The 18,189-nt window shown below is 52.7% G+C and carries 14 protein-coding genes and 1 pseudogene; all 15 read right to left on the bottom strand.

What is annotated here, in order from left to right; genetic code table 11:
* Positions 1-79 precede the first annotated feature (79 nt).
* Positions 80-319: pseudogene (locus Ga0074115_RS09630) on the bottom strand (response regulator); the annotation flags it as partial.
* Between the two features lie 53 nt (positions 320-372).
* Positions 373-999: a chemoreceptor glutamine deamidase CheD gene (gene cheD, locus Ga0074115_RS09635; RefSeq protein WP_057957246.1), complete on the bottom strand. Its 627-nt coding sequence runs from the start codon at positions 997-999 to the stop codon at positions 373-375.
* Between the two features lie 7 nt (positions 1,000-1,006).
* Positions 1,007-1,843: a CheR family methyltransferase gene (locus tag Ga0074115_RS09640; RefSeq protein ID WP_198295062.1), complete on the bottom strand. Its 837-nt coding sequence runs from the start codon at positions 1,841-1,843 to the stop codon at positions 1,007-1,009.
* An 89-nt stretch (positions 1,844-1,932) separates the two neighbouring features.
* Positions 1,933-2,520, bottom strand: coding sequence for a hypothetical protein (locus Ga0074115_RS09645; protein ID WP_060528460.1), 588 nt, complete (start codon positions 2,518-2,520; stop codon positions 1,933-1,935).
* Complete coding sequence (locus Ga0074115_RS09650) at positions 2,517-3,080, bottom strand: STAS domain-containing protein (RefSeq protein ID WP_057957247.1); 564 nt, start codon at positions 3,078-3,080, stop codon at positions 2,517-2,519. The genes Ga0074115_RS09645 and Ga0074115_RS09650 overlap by 4 nt, the downstream gene beginning before the upstream one ends.
* A complete protein-coding gene (locus Ga0074115_RS09655; RefSeq protein WP_057957248.1) occupies positions 3,077-3,832 on the bottom strand; it encodes a ParA family protein in 756 nt (251 codons plus the stop codon). Before Ga0074115_RS09655 ends, Ga0074115_RS09650 begins: the two co-directional genes overlap by 4 nt.
* Before the next feature lie 180 nt (positions 3,833-4,012).
* The gene (locus tag Ga0074115_RS09660; RefSeq protein ID WP_005958594.1) at positions 4,013-4,531 is read right to left on the bottom strand and encodes a chemotaxis protein CheW; all 519 of its coding nucleotides are present in this window, start codon (positions 4,529-4,531) and stop codon (positions 4,013-4,015) included.
* A gap of 39 nt (positions 4,532-4,570) precedes the next feature.
* Positions 4,571-7,270, bottom strand: a complete 2,700-nt coding sequence (locus Ga0074115_RS09665) for a methyl-accepting chemotaxis protein (protein ID WP_232433024.1) — start codon at positions 7,268-7,270, stop codon at positions 4,571-4,573.
* A 21-nt stretch (positions 7,271-7,291) separates the two neighbouring features.
* On the bottom strand, positions 7,292-7,603 hold the full coding sequence (locus Ga0074115_RS16785) for a PAS domain-containing protein (protein ID WP_232433025.1): 312 nt from the start codon (positions 7,601-7,603) through the stop codon (positions 7,292-7,294).
* Positions 7,604-7,701: 98 nt separating this feature from the next.
* Positions 7,702-10,086, bottom strand: a complete 2,385-nt coding sequence (locus Ga0074115_RS17100) for a methyl-accepting chemotaxis protein (protein ID WP_060528461.1) — start codon at positions 10,084-10,086, stop codon at positions 7,702-7,704.
* Positions 10,087-10,117: 31 nt separating this feature from the next.
* Positions 10,118-10,627: a chemotaxis protein CheW gene (locus tag Ga0074115_RS09675; protein ID WP_057957364.1), complete on the bottom strand. Its 510-nt coding sequence runs from the start codon at positions 10,625-10,627 to the stop codon at positions 10,118-10,120.
* A gap of 14 nt (positions 10,628-10,641) precedes the next feature.
* Positions 10,642-12,744 (bottom strand): chemotaxis protein CheA, encoded by a 2,103-nt coding sequence (locus tag Ga0074115_RS09680; protein WP_060528462.1) that lies wholly within the window; start codon positions 12,742-12,744, stop codon positions 10,642-10,644.
* 43 nt (positions 12,745-12,787) lie between these two features.
* Positions 12,788-13,150 carry a response regulator gene (locus Ga0074115_RS09685; RefSeq protein WP_005958589.1) on the bottom strand — a complete coding sequence of 121 codons (363 nt, stop codon included), beginning with the start codon at positions 13,148-13,150 and terminating at the stop codon, positions 12,788-12,790.
* 307 nt (positions 13,151-13,457) lie between these two features.
* Complete coding sequence (locus tag Ga0074115_RS09690) at positions 13,458-14,543, bottom strand: response regulator (protein WP_057956427.1); 1,086 nt, start codon at positions 14,541-14,543, stop codon at positions 13,458-13,460.
* Entirely contained in the window at positions 14,533-18,012 is a 3,480-nt protein-coding gene (locus Ga0074115_RS09695; protein ID WP_232433026.1) for a response regulator, read from the bottom strand. The genes Ga0074115_RS09690 and Ga0074115_RS09695 overlap by 11 nt, the downstream gene beginning before the upstream one ends.
* Positions 18,013-18,189: the final 177 nt, after the last annotated feature.

Raw genomic sequence — 18,189 nt, forward strand, 5'->3', positions numbered from 1 at the left:
CACTACATCTTTCCTTTTCTGATCACGCTGTTCTTTTATCGTAGCCATGGAAAGCAGTATACACTGCCAATACTTTCGGAACCATTACTACTGGCATTGGGCGTAGTCGCATCAGATTCCCCAAAAATGTCACTCCATCCATACGCGGCATTTCAATATCCAGCGTCAAAACATCAGGTGACAATTTTTTTATTTTCTCTCTCGCCTGGTATGGGTCAACTGCGGTGCCAACAATTTGAATACCAGGATCGGCATCGAGAATCGATGTTAGGAGTTGCCGCACCAAAGCAGAGTCATCCACCACTAAAACTTTGATCATGCCATCCTCTTCTATCTATTCAGGATCCCCGCCCAACAATCTATCAATCGACATCAAAAAAGCTCTACCGCCCCTTCCAGCGGCTCTTGTTCAATATCGTGCTGATATACTTTTTCTCGCTGAACAATTGTATCGTTGTGCATGCGTTTAAGTTTTTTCACTCTAACCCGTCCACTCGCAGGGAAAAACACAACTTTTCTAGGATATATGTCTCCCACATCCTCGCTCATCAGCTTCAGCCCTTCCTCCTGAATGTATGACTTCACAAAATCGACATTATTCCCACCCACATTCGATATGTTGCTGATGATTTTCCCCCCACCGAATATCTTTACCGCAAGGTTTGGCCGGTGCCCTCCATGTTTAAGGATGTCATTGATCATGTGCTCCATTGCATAGTTTCCGTAACGGGTAGCCCCACTGATAATCGCCCCTCCTCCCCAGTTTCCGCTCTCACTAAGAGGCGGCATGAAGTGATTCATTCCGCCGATACCAAAGACTTGATCCCAAACACACGCTGACACACACGAGCCAAGAACTGTAGTAATAATTTCATCCTGCTTTGTAACATAGTATTCGCCAGGCAGAATCTTTGCCGCAGCAGTGGAATGTTGCCTGTCCCAGTAGCGGTTGATCCGTTCAAAGCCAGGAAGTGGCTTGCCTAATTGGTGACGCGACATTTTAATTCTACCTGATTTTTCTGTATATGGTCTTGCCAATTAACTCGAAACGATCAGTTAACTTAAACAATGACTCAGAATGCCCAATAAACAGATAACCTCCCTCTTTGATGTTGTCCGCAAACCGTTCAACCAACTTGGTTTTCGATACCTTGTCAAAATAGATAATCACGTTCCTACAAAAGATCACATCCTGCGGCTGTTCCAGCCGCCAATCCTCCATCAGGTTTAACTGACCAAAGCGGATTAACCCCATGATTTCCGGCTTAAGTCGCACCATCCCACTATTAGCCCCCTTCCCTCGCATGAACCATTTCTGCAGTCGCCTTGAATCAAGACCATCAACCCGCTCAGCGGAATAGATACCAGATGCTGCTTTCGCAAGGACATTGGAATCGATATCGGTTGCCAATATCTCCGCATTCCATCCAACATGAGGAGCGAGAGCCTCATGGAGAGTTATTCCAAGGGAATAAGGCTCTTCACCAGTTGAGCAACCTGCTGACCAAATGCGGACCTTCCGTTCGGCGGGCTTATTCTTCACCATTTCTGGGACAATAGTTTCAGAGAGATATTCAAAGTGGTGGTTTTCACGAAAGAATGAGGTTAAGTTGGTTGTTACCGCATTAACCAACTCGATCATTTCTTCACCATTTGGATCGCTTCGAATCAGATCACAGTAAGAATCAAAATCTGCCAATCCCAACTTACGCAACCTTCGTGAGAGGCGCGCATAGAACATATTGAACTTGTCGTCGGTAACAACAATGCCCGTCTTCTTGTTCGATATAGAGCGCAGAAAATCGAAGTTCTTCTGAGAAAAAACAAATTCTCGCTCAACCATACTCGACACAACCTCCATACACTGCACCATTGTTTACGGCAAACTTTCACTAGTCTTAAAAAATCGCCGTTTGGCAGCCTGCCCGCCGATCAAAAAAGCTCAATATCATTATCAGGCTCATGCGTTATCCCAACGCCATTAGCCAGCACCTCATCAACAGTTTTCCCTTCAAGCAAAGAATCAAACATTGCCTGTTCTTCACGCATATTGTACTTGGAGCGTATTTTTGTCTGCAGCCCAATCCACTCATTTGGGTTGAATATTCTACTTCCGTCCTCAACCAACTCAGAAAGGGCCGCCAACGCATGACTCACATGTGCCAATCGCTGTGATAGCTTGTCGTAAAATTGGAATGCAATAACACCAGCCTGCATCTTCTCAGAGATCAGACTGCTTTCCTTTTCTACTTCTGCAATTAGCCCCTCATCCTTTCCCGTGTTCTGCAATCGCTCAACTGCCTGAACAATTGAGCTTGAACTTTCAATCATAGAGGTAAATGAATTTGTAAGAGTCTCTACTGAGTCATCTCCTTCTCTCATGGCCACCTCAATCTGTGCCACTGCCAGATTCAGCATCCGAACGGTTTCACGAACCTGACTCCAGTCAAGATCAGGCTGGGTCGCAGTTGAAGGCAGATTGTTGTGCATTGACATCCCCATCTCCCCCTTGCCACTCATTCCGACTCACCCGCCAACTCAATGGCTTGGGCCACCCCCACCAACTTGACAGCATTGACAAGAACTTCTGAGGCACTCCCCCAAGAAATTTTCATGTGTTGCGAGTTTGCTTCTTTGAATATCGCGCATAGCAACTGAATGCCTGCGCCATCAATCCGCTCCACACTTCCTCCGTGAAAGGTGAGAGTGCCGCCTGTTGAGAGTGCAGACTTCACTGTATCGTGCAGATTGCTTACTTCCTGTATTGTCAGACTATCTCCAAGATTGATTCCGCCCATCTCATCATCCTCTTGATTAGGCGCAGCCACAGTCAGATCATCATCTGTTGTCTCATGTGCCTCATTGAGGGAGGCCTCGTTTTCATCACAATCAACCTTCTGCGCATCAGAATCCACCGACGCCACCTGTTGTTCTGTGCCGGTCCCAATCTCTGGCACAGAATCAGCTACTGCACCCCCAGCAACATCAACTGGTACATCTTTGGCATCCAGTTCATCGAAATTAGCAAGCGGATCATGACTCATCACCGACGCCTGGGGTCCTTTTTTGGAAGTACTCACATTGTCCTCCTTTCAAGAAGATCGGTTGCCAGAGCCTCAAACTCTTTTGCTGACTGGCTTGATCGGCGATATTCGAATATGGTTCGCCCGACTCCCGGGCACTCCGCCATCACTGCGGCTTCCTTTATGGGGTTTGCCAACACCTGTCCGGGAAAATGGCCAAGCAGTTTGTTGCACACCTCCCTAAACAGTCGCCTGCGAGGATAGACACGACTCATCTCAATCCATTTTTCGTGGGGCTTTTCAAGATATGGCTCAAACCGTTTCAGCGTCATCATCATCTTGGCCAGACCACTGAGAGAGAGGTAATCACCACTAACCGGGATCAGAACCTCATCAGCAGCAAACATGGCATTCGAGACAAGAATTCCTGCCGATGGTGGACAGTCGAACAGGATAAAGTCTTGATCACTGAACTGACCTTCCAGCGCATTCTTAAGAATACTTGCCCTGGCGGCTCCCCCTCCCCTCAACTCTTCCACCTGCTGTAGGTTGTTACCCGCCGACACCAACTGCAATAAATCACGTGTATTTATCACTGCAGATTCCAGTTCTGCCCCGTTTAACAGAACCTGATCCACACCCTCCACAGGTGGCCGAAACATCCCCAGACTGGCTGCGAGCTGGCCTTGTGGATCAAGATCGACAACCGTAACTCGATATCCTTTCAAGGCCAGTGCATGCCCAAGATTGGTAGTAATGGTTGTCTTACCCACTCCCCCTTTCTGGTTGATTACCGCAATACGGCGCATGCTTTTATTTACCTCAGATCAGTCGACGTTTTCTAAGGAGCTCTGAACGAATCACAGACGACAACTTTGCGGTCCATATTTCCCTCTGCTGCGTTTGAAATCTAGGCAATAGACCGCTTATTACCTGCGATTTCCGCCTTGCATCGGAAAACTTGCCCTCACAATTCTGCTCGCCAAGATTCATCCAGAGGCGCCTAACACCCCTAGATCATCAGGGGAAAACAGCTTATCCACATCCAGAAGGACGACCATTCGCTCACCCTCTGAGACCATCCCTGTAATAAACCGGGTGTTAATATGAGCCCCCAAATCAGGCGCAGACCTCGTCAAACTGTCACTTATATCAAGCACATCTGACACACCATCCACCACAACCCCGACTATGTTGCTTCCCTCGCCCTGCTCAATAGAAAGCACTATGATCACCGTTGTCGGCGTATACTCGATTTTTTCAAGCTTAAAGCGCGCCCGAAGATCAATGATCGGAACAATGGCGCCACGCAGGTCGAGCACTCCCTTCACATACTCCGGGGTGTCAGGCAAAGCCCTCACCTCTTCCCATCCCTTGATCTCTTGCACACGAAGGATATCCACGCCGTAGTGCTCACCACCAAGAGTAAAACTCAGATACTGGCCACTCACCGACTGCGCCACCTCAGTTGAACCAGCCTCACTACCTACCTTCATATCAGCAACCATTTTTAAACCTCATTGCCACTCTCTGTCATACAACAAGGATTACTCTTCCACCATTGCTTCTACCCGCTTTAGCAGATGGATGATCTCATCTGAAAGCGGGCCAACCTCTGCAAATGCAGCCTCTGCGTTTTCATCATCTCCAGCGTTCCGAAGAGAAACCACATCTTTGATAACGGAGTGCATCTTCTCATGCAGCTTCTCCATCACCTGCATCTCTTCGATATGCCCATACTCATCCATAGCAAAACCATAGAGCCACTTTCCAAGTGCGCAATCACGATGAGACACTGCCTCTTCGTTATGCATCGACTTCTTACCATCCAAAAAGTCACGCAACCGCATCTTCCATGAGAGATGTGCAGCGCGAGCAGCATGAAAATCGAAGCTATCTGCCTCTTTTTCTTCGCAAGCTCCACCACTATGCTTGTTCTCTAGGTTGAAAAACCGTATCAACCTTTCCATATCCTGCGCCTTTTCACTCATAGCGACCGCTGTTGAAGAAGTCTGCTCCGCCAACGCTGCATTCTGCTGAGTCAACTCATCCATATTGGTAACAGCCTGGTTAACCTGTTCAATACCTTCCGATTGCTCGAGACTTGCCGCTGCAATTTCAGAAACGATATCCCCAACCTTTTTAACTTCTGAAACAATCTCTTCCAGAGTGGAACCCGATTCATTTACCAGGCTTGCTCCACTTTCAACCTTCGCAGCACTGTCTTTGATCAGATTTTTTATCTCCTTCGCAGCAGTCGCGCTTCTACCGGCAAGATTTCTTACCTCTGTAGCAACCACTGCAAAACCACGCCCCTGCTCTCCGGCCCGAGCCGCCTCGACAGAGGCGTTCAACGCAAGAAGATTGGTTTGAAATGCAATCTCGTCGATAACACCGATGATCTCCGAGATCTTGTTACTTGACTGGTTAATTTCATCCATGGCATGAATCGCATTTTGTACGACCGCTCCACCGCGCTCTGCAGAGCTTCTCGCCCTCATCGCCAACTGATTAGCCTGTTGCGCATTGTCCGCATTGTTTCTAACCGTTGATGTCAACTCCTCCATACTTGCAGCAGTCTCCTGAAGACTGCTCGCCTGCTGTTCGGTACGGGCAGACAGATTACTATTGCCCGAAGATATCTCGCCCGCCGCACCGATCATGCTGTCCGTTGCCTCTCTCAATTGAGCGATCATTCTGTTGAGATTAAATGTAGATTCGTTCACCGCCTCCTTAATTTCGCCAAAGGTTCCTGAATATTCATGCGTGATCCCTTCGCTCAGATCCCCTTCTTTGACCCGCTTCATCGTGCTAGCTACATCATCAAAAACGCGGCTCATCTGATCGATCAGAGCATTGATCCCTTTTGCAAGATGACTAAAGAAACCTGTTTTTCCTTCCAGGCTGACCCGCCTGCTCAGGTCACCGTGGAGCGCTGCTGCCACGATATTCTCCAGCTCATCCTCGACAGCCACTTCACTGGTCCGGTCACTCCATTCCACTGCAGTACCCAGACGCCGGCCATCCTCCGTAAGCACCGGATTGGCGATAATGCCCATGGTTCGACCGCCAATCCTCAACTCTGATCTATAAGTTTTTGTGAGACCTTCTAGTATTTTTGCCTCGCGCTCAGAATGCTTGTAGAGCAGATCAATGTTTGTCCCCATCAACTGACTGGCATCAAACCCAGGCAACTGGCTACGAATATCTGCTTCAGCCACCTCAAACAGAGAGCGAACGGTCTTGTTCATGTAGACGATATTACGTTCATTGTCTGCCATCATTACACAGCTTGAGACGTTATCCAGTGCAGTCTTGATGCGGGCTACTGATTCCGCCCTCTCCCTGGCATCGTTAACGTCAAACCCTACCTTCGTCTGCATAATTTTGATGCCGCGATAGAGATCACCAATCTCATCTCCACGACGTAACTCAATGTCATCGGAAAAGTGGCCTTCAGCGATTCGGCGAAAATACCCGAGTGAAGCCTCTATGGGGTTCAAAACAGCACGTTTCAGTACCAGGAAGAAGATAATAAAGAGCATGATGAAACCAACCGGCGGCATCAGAGCAGACACGCTCTTTCCAAAACCTATGGTGCTTTCAAGCTCGGCTGTTTGAGCAGACGTCAAGCGGGCGTACTCCATCTTCAGCGTCTCAAGACCCTCAAGCGCAGGCTGATCATTGATCTTGACCACGCCATCGATTGCAGTTGGCGACTCTCCAGCGGTACTCATACTCACCACTTGGTCGATCATTCCGGCATAACTGTCAGCGACACTACGTATTTTCGACAGCGCTTGCTGTTCCTCTGACGAGACTGAAGCAAGGGCGGCGTACTGATCCAAAAGTTTCAGTAGCCTTTGATAATTGCCGCGGAACCGCTCTGCATACTTCAGCTGGCCACGCAGCACATAGTTTTTAAAGTTGTGTATCGCACCACCACAGCCAAGTTGTGACTTCATCTCAGAGAGTAGAGTCTGCCGCTCTGCAACCTGCTCCTGATAGTTATGCCACTGCACCTCTGCATGCTGCATAGGACTCCATGCCGCCACTCCGGAAATCAAAAAGCTCACAGCCATGAACAACATGACCAGATAGAACTTCTTCAACAGAGGCAGATTTCCTATTCCTTTCAGTCTGCGAGTCAGCCAGCCATCACCTTTATAACTGCCACTGTTGATAGCCCGATAGAGCACTTCTGCATCTTCAACCTCCTCCGCTGTAGGCTTGGTGCGCACTGACATGTACTCCACAACCTGGCCATTCTAATAGATAGGCGTTACGTTTGCCTTGACCCAGTAATGGTCACCACTCTTTGCCCGATTTTTGACGATACCGGTCCAAGGATGCCCCCTCTTAATCGTATCCCAAAGATCCTGAAACGCCGCCGCAGGAACATCTGGATGACGCACGATATTATGATTCCTACCAAGCAACTCAGCCTCGCTAAAGCCTGAGATCTCGATAAAGGCACCATTGGCAGAGGTGATCATGCCTTTCAGATCTGTCGTGGAGACAATGATCGTATCTTCCTGCAACGGGATCTCGACCCCGGTTACCGGCTGGTTGACTTTCATAGCGCGATCTCTTTCATCAGTTTTCTGTTCAGGCCTTGCTTCAAGCAGTCAAACGCTTTGCCAAGGCAGATACATAGTTGGGTTGCAATGCTGCGGCGTTAAAACTCTTCCCATTCATCGCTATCGCTTTCAGGCACTGGGGTGATCTTGCGAACGCTGCTCTGTGTGGATTGCGAAGCAGCCACAGCCTCTTTTGCCACCGGTGATTGCTTCATCTCTCTTACAGGCTGGATCCGCTTCGCTCTCGCTGTTGGAAGCGGCGCTGCAGAATGCCGACTTGTTGCATCAGTCTTAAAAAAACGCACCAGAGAATCCAGCTGCTGCGCCTTTTCATTCATTGAGGCTGCGGCTGCAGATGTCTGCTCTGCAAGCGCAGCATTCTGCTGCGTCACCTCATCCATGCTGGTCACAGCAAGATTGACTTGATCGATGCCAGAGGACTGTTCCTGACTGGCCGCTGCAATCTCTGAGATGATGTCGCCAACCTTCTTTACGCTGGTCACAATCTGCTCCAGCGTTTCACCCGACTCATTCACCAGTTCGGCACCGCTTTTCACCTTATGCACGCTGTCCTGGATCAACTCCTTGATCTCCTTGGCTGCAGTGGCGCTACGTCCGGCCAGATTCCGCACTTCGGTCGCAACCACCGCAAACCCCCGTCCCTGTTCGCCGGCTCGGGCCGCCTCTACCGAGGCATTCAGCGCCAGCAGGTTGGTCTGAAATGCGATCTCGTCAATCACGCCAATGATCTCAGCAATTTTGCTGCTGGCGGTATTGATTGCATTCATCGCCTGTACTGCACTGCTGACGACTTCACCACCATGTTCCGCAGTACTCCTGGCGCTGGCGGCAAGCTGATTCGCCTGCTGGGCATTATCTGCATTGTTGCGCACCGTGCTGGTCAGCTCCTCCATCGAGGATGCCGTCTCTTCCAGGCTTGCAGCCTGCTGTTCGGTACGGGAGGAGAGGTTGTTGTTGCCAGCGGATATCTCACCAGCCCCGGTACGGATCACGTCGGCGGATTCATTCAGCTGCACCACCACCTTCTCAAGGTTCGTGATGGTGCTATTGACGTTGTCCCTCACCTCGCCAAAGGTGCCAGCATAGTCAGCGGAGATAGGCTTGGTCAGATCACCTTTAGAAAGTCGCTGCATCGCCTGACCAATATCAGAAAACACCTGATCAACAGTATTGATCAGCTCGTTGATCCCCCCCGCCAGCTGGACAAAGAAACCTGTCTTGCCTTCAAGTTCGATCCGCTGGCTGAGATCTCCGCCTTTCGCTGCGCCTACAATGGCATCGATCTCACGCTCCACTTTCAACTCTTCGGTAATATCGATCCATTGGGTCACACGACCCTGATAGTCCCCATCACTGTCTAACACGGGACTGGTAATCAACTTGAAACTGCGCGACCAGGCATCAAACTGGCTAGTGCGTGTTTCAGAAAGCTGCGTCCGATACATCTCAGCCAGCTTTTCATCAGGAAAGAAATCGGCAAGACTGGAACCAAGCAACCCATCGACGTCAAATGGCTTACCCTGGCTGCGGACATTCTCACCCAAGACTTCGAACTGGGCACGGGCGGCCTTGTTCATAAAGATCAGGATGTTGTCCTTATCCGATACGGTAACGCTGGTTGAGCTGTTATCCAGCGCCTCTTTCAAGCGTCCTGCTTCGTTCGCCTGCTCACGCGCATCCATCACATCGAAACCTAGCTTGATCTGGGTCGATTTGAGGCTTTGGAGCATCTGACCGATCTCATCATCACGATCGTTCTCGACCCAATCGAAGTAGTTGCCTTCAGCTATCTGATCCAGCTTCTCCTGGATATACTTCATGGGACGAGTAATGTGGCGGTTAAGGAAGGCACCACTGACCAGGGTGATCAGCGATAGACCAGCCAGTAACGCCAGAAAAGTCGTCTCGGCCACCTGGAAATGCACCATCGCGGCCAATCCCACGAACATTACGACCATCAGGAACAGAATGGTGTTGAGTATGGTTTTCAGCTGCAACCGCTTAAAGCCAGCAGCCAAACGGGCCAGGCCCTTGGGTGCCAGAGTCGCATTGCTATCGGCCAGCAGACCCCGGTAGAGCGGCTCAACCGCAGCGATTTCCTCCCGGGTTGGCGGTGTTCGAACCGACATATATTCAGTCACGCGGCCATTGCTGCGCAGTGGCGTAACGTTAGCCTTGACCCAGTAGTAATCACCGTTTTTGCAGCGATTCTTAACAATGCCGGTCCAGGGTTTACCGGCCTTGCTGGTCTCCCACAGATCTTCAAAGGCCTGAGGCGGCATATCCGGGTGTCGCACAATGTTGTGATTTTTGCCGTACAACTCCCGTCGGCTGAATCCACTGATCTCGACGAAATCTTTGTTGCAGTAGGTGATAGTGCCTTTGAGATCGGTCTTGGAAACCAAGATACTGCCTGGCTTCATATAGCGTTCATTATTGGTGACGGGTTGATTGATCTTCACTTACCTTCTCCCATTTGCATCAAATGCCCGCTCAGGCATTGACGACACTCTCTTGTTCCTGCTCACGCCTCTGGCTGAAGAGCTGATCGATATCCAGCAGCATGATCATCCTGCCCTCGGCATCGGCCAGCCCACTGATGAACTCAGTGGCAATCGCTTCACCAAATTCCGGGGTATTACGAATGGTATTGGGGTTGGCGTTGAGCACATCTGAAACTGCATCAACCACCATGCCCATCGCCCGTGAATTGTTTTCGCCATTAACACGCACAACAATCACCACGGTGTCTTTACTGTAATCTTGAGGCTCCAGGCCCAGCCTTTGGCGCAGATCGAAGATCGGCACGATGGATCCACGCAGGTTGAGCACACCTTTGACATAGTCCGGCGCATTCGGAATACGCGTGACAAGCTCCCAGCCCCGAATCTCCTGTACCCGCAGGATATCCACGCCGTAGTCTTCGCTGCCGAGGGAGAAAGTCAGGTACTCCTGACCCGTCATCTCCAGCTCCACCGGCTCAAGTTTCTTTGCTGTATTCATCTGCTCACCCTTTGTCAGGCAATCCGCTTCTCGTTGACTTGGGCCTGGGTCGCCAATCGCAACAGGCCAGGGATGTCGATAATCAGTGCGACGGAGCCATCCCCAAGGATGGTCGCTCCGGATATGCCCTCCACTTTTTTGTAGTTGGCTTCAAGGGATTTGATCACCACCTGCTGCTGGCCAAGTAGGTCATCAACAAACAACCCGCAATGGCGTCCTTCACCCTCGACCACTACCAGCAATCCCTCTTTCAGGCTTGTGGCCTTGACGTCTTCAATGCCGAACACCTCGTGCAGCCTGACGATCGGCAGATACTCACCGCGCAGCTTGAAGGTCTCGCCGCGGCCGGCGACCAGATTGATCATCTCCTCCGAAACCTGGATCGATTCGATGATTGAAACCAGCGGCACGATATAGGTCTCTGAGCCGACAGATACGGTCTGGCCATCGAGGATCGCAAGGGTCAGCGGCAGTCGGATGATGATGGCAGAGCCCTTGCCCGGATCGGATTCGATCTCGATGCTGCCACCCAGTTCGTTGATGTTTCTGCGCACCACATCCATGCCAACACCACGGCCAGAAACATCACTCACCTCGTCCGCCGTTGAGAATCCGGCCTGGAATATCAGTTCATAGATCTGCCGGTCCTCAAGCATATGGCCTTCTGGGATAATTCCTCGCTCGATCGCCTTTGCCTCGATCTTGTCGCGATTGAGGCCACGTCCATCATCGCGGATCTCGATGACGATATTGCCACCCTTGTGGGATGCGCTGAGCTGGATCACACCAGTCTCAGGCTTGCCGGCGCTAATACGCTCATCGGGCATCTCGATGCCGTGGTCGAGGCTGTTGCGCACCAGATGGACCAACGGGTCACCGATCTTTTCGATCACCGTTTTGTCCACCTCGGTATTTTCGCCGCTCACCTTCAGCTCGATCTTCTTGCCAAGCTTGTTGCTCAGATCATGCACCAGGCGGGGAAAGCGGCTGAAGGTAAAGCTGATAGGCAGCATGCGGATCTGCATCACGCTCTCCTGCAGCTCACGGGTGTGGCGTTCCAGCTGGCCCAAGCCATCATTGAGCCGCTCTAGCTTGCCCATATCGAAATCCTCACCCAACAGGCTGAGCATCGACTGGGTGATAACTAGCTCACCCACCATATTGATCAGGCTGTCGATCTTGGCGATATCTACACGGATCGACCCGCCGCCACCGCCTGCAGTCCGATTACCACTGGTACGCCGCTCTTTTCCCGATCGCCGATTCTTTTCAACGCGGCGCTCTGGTTGCGGCGGCACTGCTTTTAACTGAGGGGGTTCTGCTGACGCCGCGGTTTTCGGTTCAGCAGCTGATAATTCGGAGACGCTGGCTTCCTCTGCCTCGGATTGCGACATCAAGGGCATGATGATGAGCTCACAATCATCCTCAACCCAGACAAACACCTCATCCAAGGCCTCCCGGTCCACCGCTCCATGGAGGTAAATGTCCCATGAAATGTAGCTATCTTCCGGCTCGTAGCTCTGCAGCGCTGGCAGAGCCTCGAGATCCGCCTGTAGCTCCAGCCGGCCCAGTTCCGCCAGCTCACGGATAATGCGTAGCGAGTCATTACCCGTGCGCATCATTTTCAGCAACGGCCGGAACACGATATGCCAACCTTCAGTTTGGGGCTCCACGGTTTCCGCAGCGCTCACCACTTCCGGTGTTGACGCCTCGCCTGCCACTGCCGTTTTGTTGCTGAGAATCTGCTCCAGCTCCGCCTGCTGGCTTTTGACCTTCTCCTGCTCGACCTCGCCCTCTTCACTGGCGGCGCTGAGCATATCCCGCAGGATATCTACCGAGCGCAGCAATGCATCTACCGCCTCACTGGTGACCGGGCGTCGCCCATCCCGCATCTCATCCAGCAGGGTCTCCATGACATGGGTGAAACTGGCGATGTCGTTGAAGCCAAAGGTGCCGCTGCCACCTTTTATGGAATGGGCGGCACGAAAGATGGCATTGATCTCTTCGTCGTCAACTGTGCCAGGGTCCATATTAAGCAGCCCGGACTCCATGATCTCCAGGCCTTCAAAGCTCTCCTCGAAGAAGACCTGATGAAATTGCGCCATGTCGATCGACATGATCTCTCCCCCCCGTGATGGCAAACTGTCAGATGAGTGGCTATCAGCCGATGACCTTTTTCACCGTAGCCAGCAATTGATCGGGATTGAAGGGTTTGACGATCCAGCCGGTCGCACCGGCGGACTTGCCCAGCTGCTTCTTGTCGCCACTCGACTCCGTGGTCAACATCAGGATTGGGGTAAATTTGTATGCAGGAAGCGCTCGCAACTCTTTTATCAATGCAATGCCGTCCATATTAGGCATATTGACGTCTGTAATCACTAGATTGACCGACTGCCCTTTGGCTTTGCTCAATGCATCAACGCCATCAACCGCCTCAATCACCTGATAACCCCCACCCTTAAGGGTAAAAGAGACCATCTGACGCATGGAGGCGGAATCATCGACTGCAAGAATGCTTGCCATGCCTTTTCTCCTGAGTGTGTATTTGTGGGTTTTCCCTGGAGCGGAATGCCGACAACCCGGAGCGAGTTCACTACGGCAACCAACCAGCTACACGCTGACTATCGGCCCGGGAAAACGATTCTTTAGGCTTAAAAATGACGCGGCCATCAGCAACCGGGGCCAGCGGAAACGAAGGGAATAGAGTCAGCGGCCGAAGGCCGCCGAAGTACTCAAGCAAAAGATAGGGTAAATCTTTGTCTTATGGCCGGTGTAGAAGAAGCTTCAGTGCATTGCGGTCCGTGCCGGAGAGACAGGAGGGGAACACCGCTCATTCGGTGAATCGATTTGCGATCGCCTGAAAGGAGTCCTCCAAATCGAGAAAGGCTCTGACCACCTCGGGATCAAAATGGCGGCCTCTCTCCTCTCGGATCATCTCAACCGCAGTCTCATGGGAGAAGGCTTCTTTGTAAACGCGGGAAGTGATCAAGGCATCATAGACATCCGCCAGCGCCATCAGACGTCCACTCAGGGGGATCGCCTCACCTATTAGGCCATTCGGGTAGCCAGTTCCATCCCATTTCTCATGGTGGGTCAGGCAGATCTCACGGGCAAGTTGCAGAAAAGCGGTACTGCCCAACTCCTGCTCTGCTCTCAACAGGGCATCGAAACCATACTGGGCATGACGTTTCATCTCCTCCCATTCAGCTGGATCGAGCTTACCCGGCTTCAACAAGATCTTGTCAGCCACCCCCACCTTGCCGATATCGTGCAGCGGCGCCGATTTGAAAAGCAGGTCGATATACTCATTATTCAGGGTTTTCTGGAAGCGCGGATAGGCTTTGAGATGGTTGGCCAGCAACTGTATGTAGTGCTGGGTACGCCGAATATGGTTTCCGGTTTCGTTGTCCCGCGTCTCGGCCAGTGACGCCAGACAGAAGATCGCTACATCCTGGGTACGGGAGATCTCATGGGTACGTTCCCTCACCCGCTCTTCAAGCAGCTGGTTCTGATTTTTCAGGATCCGTCGGGTCTGACTCAGGGCCAAGTGGGTCTTGACCCGTGACAGCACAAGCGGCGGGCTCATGGGCTTGGTAATGTAATCCACCGCCCCCAGCTGAAAACCACGGATCTCATCATCGACTTCACTCTTCACGGTGAGGAAGATCACCGGAATATCGACAGTACACGGATCAGCTTTGAGCTGTTTACAGACTTCATAGCCATCCATCTCTGGCATCAGAATGTCGAGCAGGATCAAGTCTGGCGGAATCTCGCTGCTGACGCGGGAGAGCGCCTGCTGTCCGCTCTTGGCGACAGTCACCCGGTACTGTTCCCTGAGCAGATCGACCAATACATTGATGTAGAAACTCTCGTCATCTACCACCAGAATGCTGTGTCCGGTATCACTCGTCATCCAGGACCTCGTCTATCGAAATATCCAGCGCTTCTATTATCTGCCCGAAAATATCGGCAGCTTCGTCAAAATCATAGTTCATGACAGCATCCCGCAGGCTTTCCGCCTGTTGCCCGAGGTCCACCCGTTTGAAACGCACATCGTTCACCAGTCGTTCGACGCTCTCACGCGCATCAGCATCACCCGAAGTGAACTGCTCCTTAAGCGTAACGAGTAACGACCTTAACTCCGCATCAGTAAGCGCCGGCTCACTCACCTGGGGCAGACCGAACACCTCTCTGTGGCTGGCACGCTCCTGCTGCATCAACTGGCCCAAGCCGGCAAACACTACCTCTGCCTGTCGGCAAAAATCCTCAATCAGTGACGGCAGCTCATCCTCTCGGGCTTGCCGCATAGCGCTCTCCAGTTTGCCGGCACTCTGTTCCAACTGGCGTGCACCAATATTTCCCGCCACCCCATGCAGCGTATGTGCTAGGCGCATCGCATCCCCCATCTCCAGCTGTTGCAGCAACACTTTGAGATGCTCACAGCTGCCAGCGTGGTGGCTGATGAATCCCTTTAGCAGTTTGAGATAGAGCGCCCGGTTACCGCCCACCCGCTGCATCCCCCAGTTCAGATCCACTCCAGGCACCGCATCAGGGAAGGCCGCCTGATCCTGTGGGAGATCTGCAACCTCAGCCTCTGACAGCAGTTGCTCGCCGAGCCAGTGACGCAGGGTTGCCAGTAGTTTTGCGGGGTCGATCGGCTTCGACAGATAATCGCTCATGCCCGCATCAAGACACTTCTCCCGGTCACCGCTCATGGCGTGGGCGGTCATAGCGATAATCGGCAGCTGTTGCAGCTCCGGTTGCTGCCGAATCTGCCGGGTTGTTTCATAACCGTCCATCAGGGGCATCTGCACATCCATCAGCACTAGATCAAACGCACTCTCCTGCAGCCGCCGCAATGCAGCCCTGCCATCCTCCGCCACCAGCACCAGCAGACCAAAACTCTGTAACAGCTCTAGCGCCACCTGTTGATTGATCGAGTTATCCTCCACCAGCAGTACCTTGCCTTTGAGACGCCCTGGAGTCACACCGAAGCGGGCAGCTGGCACCGTCTCACGTACCCGCCCCGACTCTTTGAAGACCGACATGATGGTGTCGAACAACAGTGAAGGGTTCGCCGGCTTGAGCAACACCGCATCCAGACCAGCGGCCTGCGACTGCTGCATCAGTTCCTCCCGGCCGAAGGCGGTAACTAGGATCGTCTTCGGCTGCTGCACCAACGCCAGCTCCTGCTTGATGTGCTGCACCGCGTCGATACCGTTGACCGGCGGCATGTGCCAATCTATCAACACCAGCTGAAACGGCTTCGGCTTGGCCAGACCGACCGCCCCGGCCCCCATCAGGAGTTCGTAGGCCTCCGCCGCGTTGGCGCCGACCTCCACCTCAAAGGAGAAGGAACGCAACATATCTGCCAACACCGTTCGCACCATTGGGTTGTCATCCACCAGCAGTACCCGCATCCCCTGCAGGTCCGGGTCGGGTTCGAACTGACGCGGTTGCTGCCCCGGTTGCAGACCGAACGCCAATTCGAAGCGAAAACAGCTCCCCTCTCCCAGCCGGCTCTCCACTGAGAGTTGCCCCTGCATCAGTTCCACCAGCTGCTTGCAGATGCTCAGCCCCAGCCCGGTGCCACCGTAGTGGCGACTGGTGGAGCCATCCGCCTGAACAAAGGCATCAAACAGATGTGGCAGGCGTTGAGGATCGATGCCGATTCCGCTGTCTCTTATTTCGAAACCGACCCGCACTTGCTGCGCTGAGCGATCCAGCAGCCGTACCGAAACCACCACTTCGCCGCTTTCGGTGAATTTGATTGCATTCTGCGCCAGATTCAGCAGCACCTGCCCAAGCCGCAGCGGATCACCGATCAGCCGGTCCGGCACATCCAATTCGCGCTCAAAGACCAGCTCCAGCCGCCTCTCCACCGCTTTGATATTGAGCAGGGTGGCGAGGTTCTCCAGCACCTCATCGAGCTGAAAGTGGGTGGTCTCGATCTCCAGCCGGCCCGCCTCAATCTTGGAGAAGTCGAGGGTGTCGTTGATGATGCCCAGCAGGTGGAGGGAAGAACTCTGGATCTTCTGCAAATAGTCAAGCTGCTTCGGCGTCAATTCGGTCTGCAGTGCCAGATGGCTCATACCGATGATCGCGTTCATCGGGGTACGGATCTCGTGGCTCATGTTCGCCAGGAAGTTGCTCTTGAAGCGGTTCGCCTGCTCAGCAGCCTCTTTCGCCTCCGCCAGCTCCCGTTCCATACGGATTCGATCGGTCAGATTGACCAGTATGCCGAGGTTCATGAGTTTGTCACCGATACGAATCGGAATAGCAGAGAGTAGCCCCTCGATCACTCCACCCCGATCGGTGGCAAAACGGATCGGATAACTGTGGATCTGGCCCTCCACCTGAAACCGCTGCAACACCTCGACCCGGTCACTCTCACTCAGATAAAAGCCCAACATGTTGCGTCCGATCAGCTCTCCACTTTCACACTCGACATCCAATGCCGCCTGCGGGTTAGCCATCTGGATAGTGCCTTCCAGGTCGCTGATGGTGATGGCCAGGGGAATGGTGTTGATGATGTTTCTCAACTGCTCCTCACTGCGTTGCAATCGGCGCTGCTCGCGCCTTAGATACACCACCCAGAGCGCCGCCAACAGAATGATCAACACCGCACCGATCGCGATCTGCAACGCCAGCGTGTAATCCACCCCCATCTCGTAGCGCACTGCAAACCACTTCTGGCGGATAGCTATCACCTCTTTCTGGGGGATCACATCCAGCGCCTTCTGCAGGATTGAGACCAGTTCGGGCCAATCCTTGCGCACCCCGACACTCAGATCGAAACTGTAAGGAGTGGGGGCGGCAACCTTGACGTTGCTGATGCCCCGGTTAGTGATCAGGTAACTGCCCACCGTCAGATTACCTATATAGGCATCCACCTCTCCCAGAGAGAGTCGTCGTAGCGCCTCTTCCGAGGTGGGTACCTGCACCACCTCAATATCGGGATGATCCCTTTTCAGGTAGTCGAGGGTCACATACTCCTGCTCCACCACCACCCGCTTGCCACTGAGATCCTCCAGGCCGGTGATCAGAGCCGCATCGTCACGCACAAATACCACAAAAGGAAAGTTGAGATAGGGGCGAGTGAAGTTGAGAAAGCTGTCACGCGCTTCATCTCGCACCAGCGCCGGCACCAGATCCAGCTGCCGCCCACGCGCCTTCTGCATCACCTTGGCCCAGGAGGTAGACTCTTCGATGACAAACTCCACCCCGAGCATCTCGCCCACGACCTTCATATAGTCGGCGACGATGCCACTATAGCCACCATCCTGCGGCACAAACTCAACCGGCGGCCAGGCCGGGTCGACCCCCAACCGGATGACGCCATGCGCGGCCAGCCAGGCCCGCTCTTCCTTGGTCAGTTTCAACACAGGACCTGCCTCGGGCACCTCTCCACCTGGCGATAACCAGCGATTGAGAATCACCCGCCGTTCATCCTCGGTAATGCTATTAATCGTTCCGAAAGTATTGGCAGTGTATACTGCTTTCCATGGCTACGATAAAAGAACAGCGTGATCAGAAAAGGAAAGATGTAGTGGAGGCGA

Origin of the sequence: endosymbiont of Ridgeia piscesae (genome assembly GCF_001443665.1) — a bacterium.
Classification (GTDB): Bacteria; Pseudomonadota; Gammaproteobacteria; order Chromatiales; family Chromatiaceae; genus Endoriftia; species Endoriftia persephonae.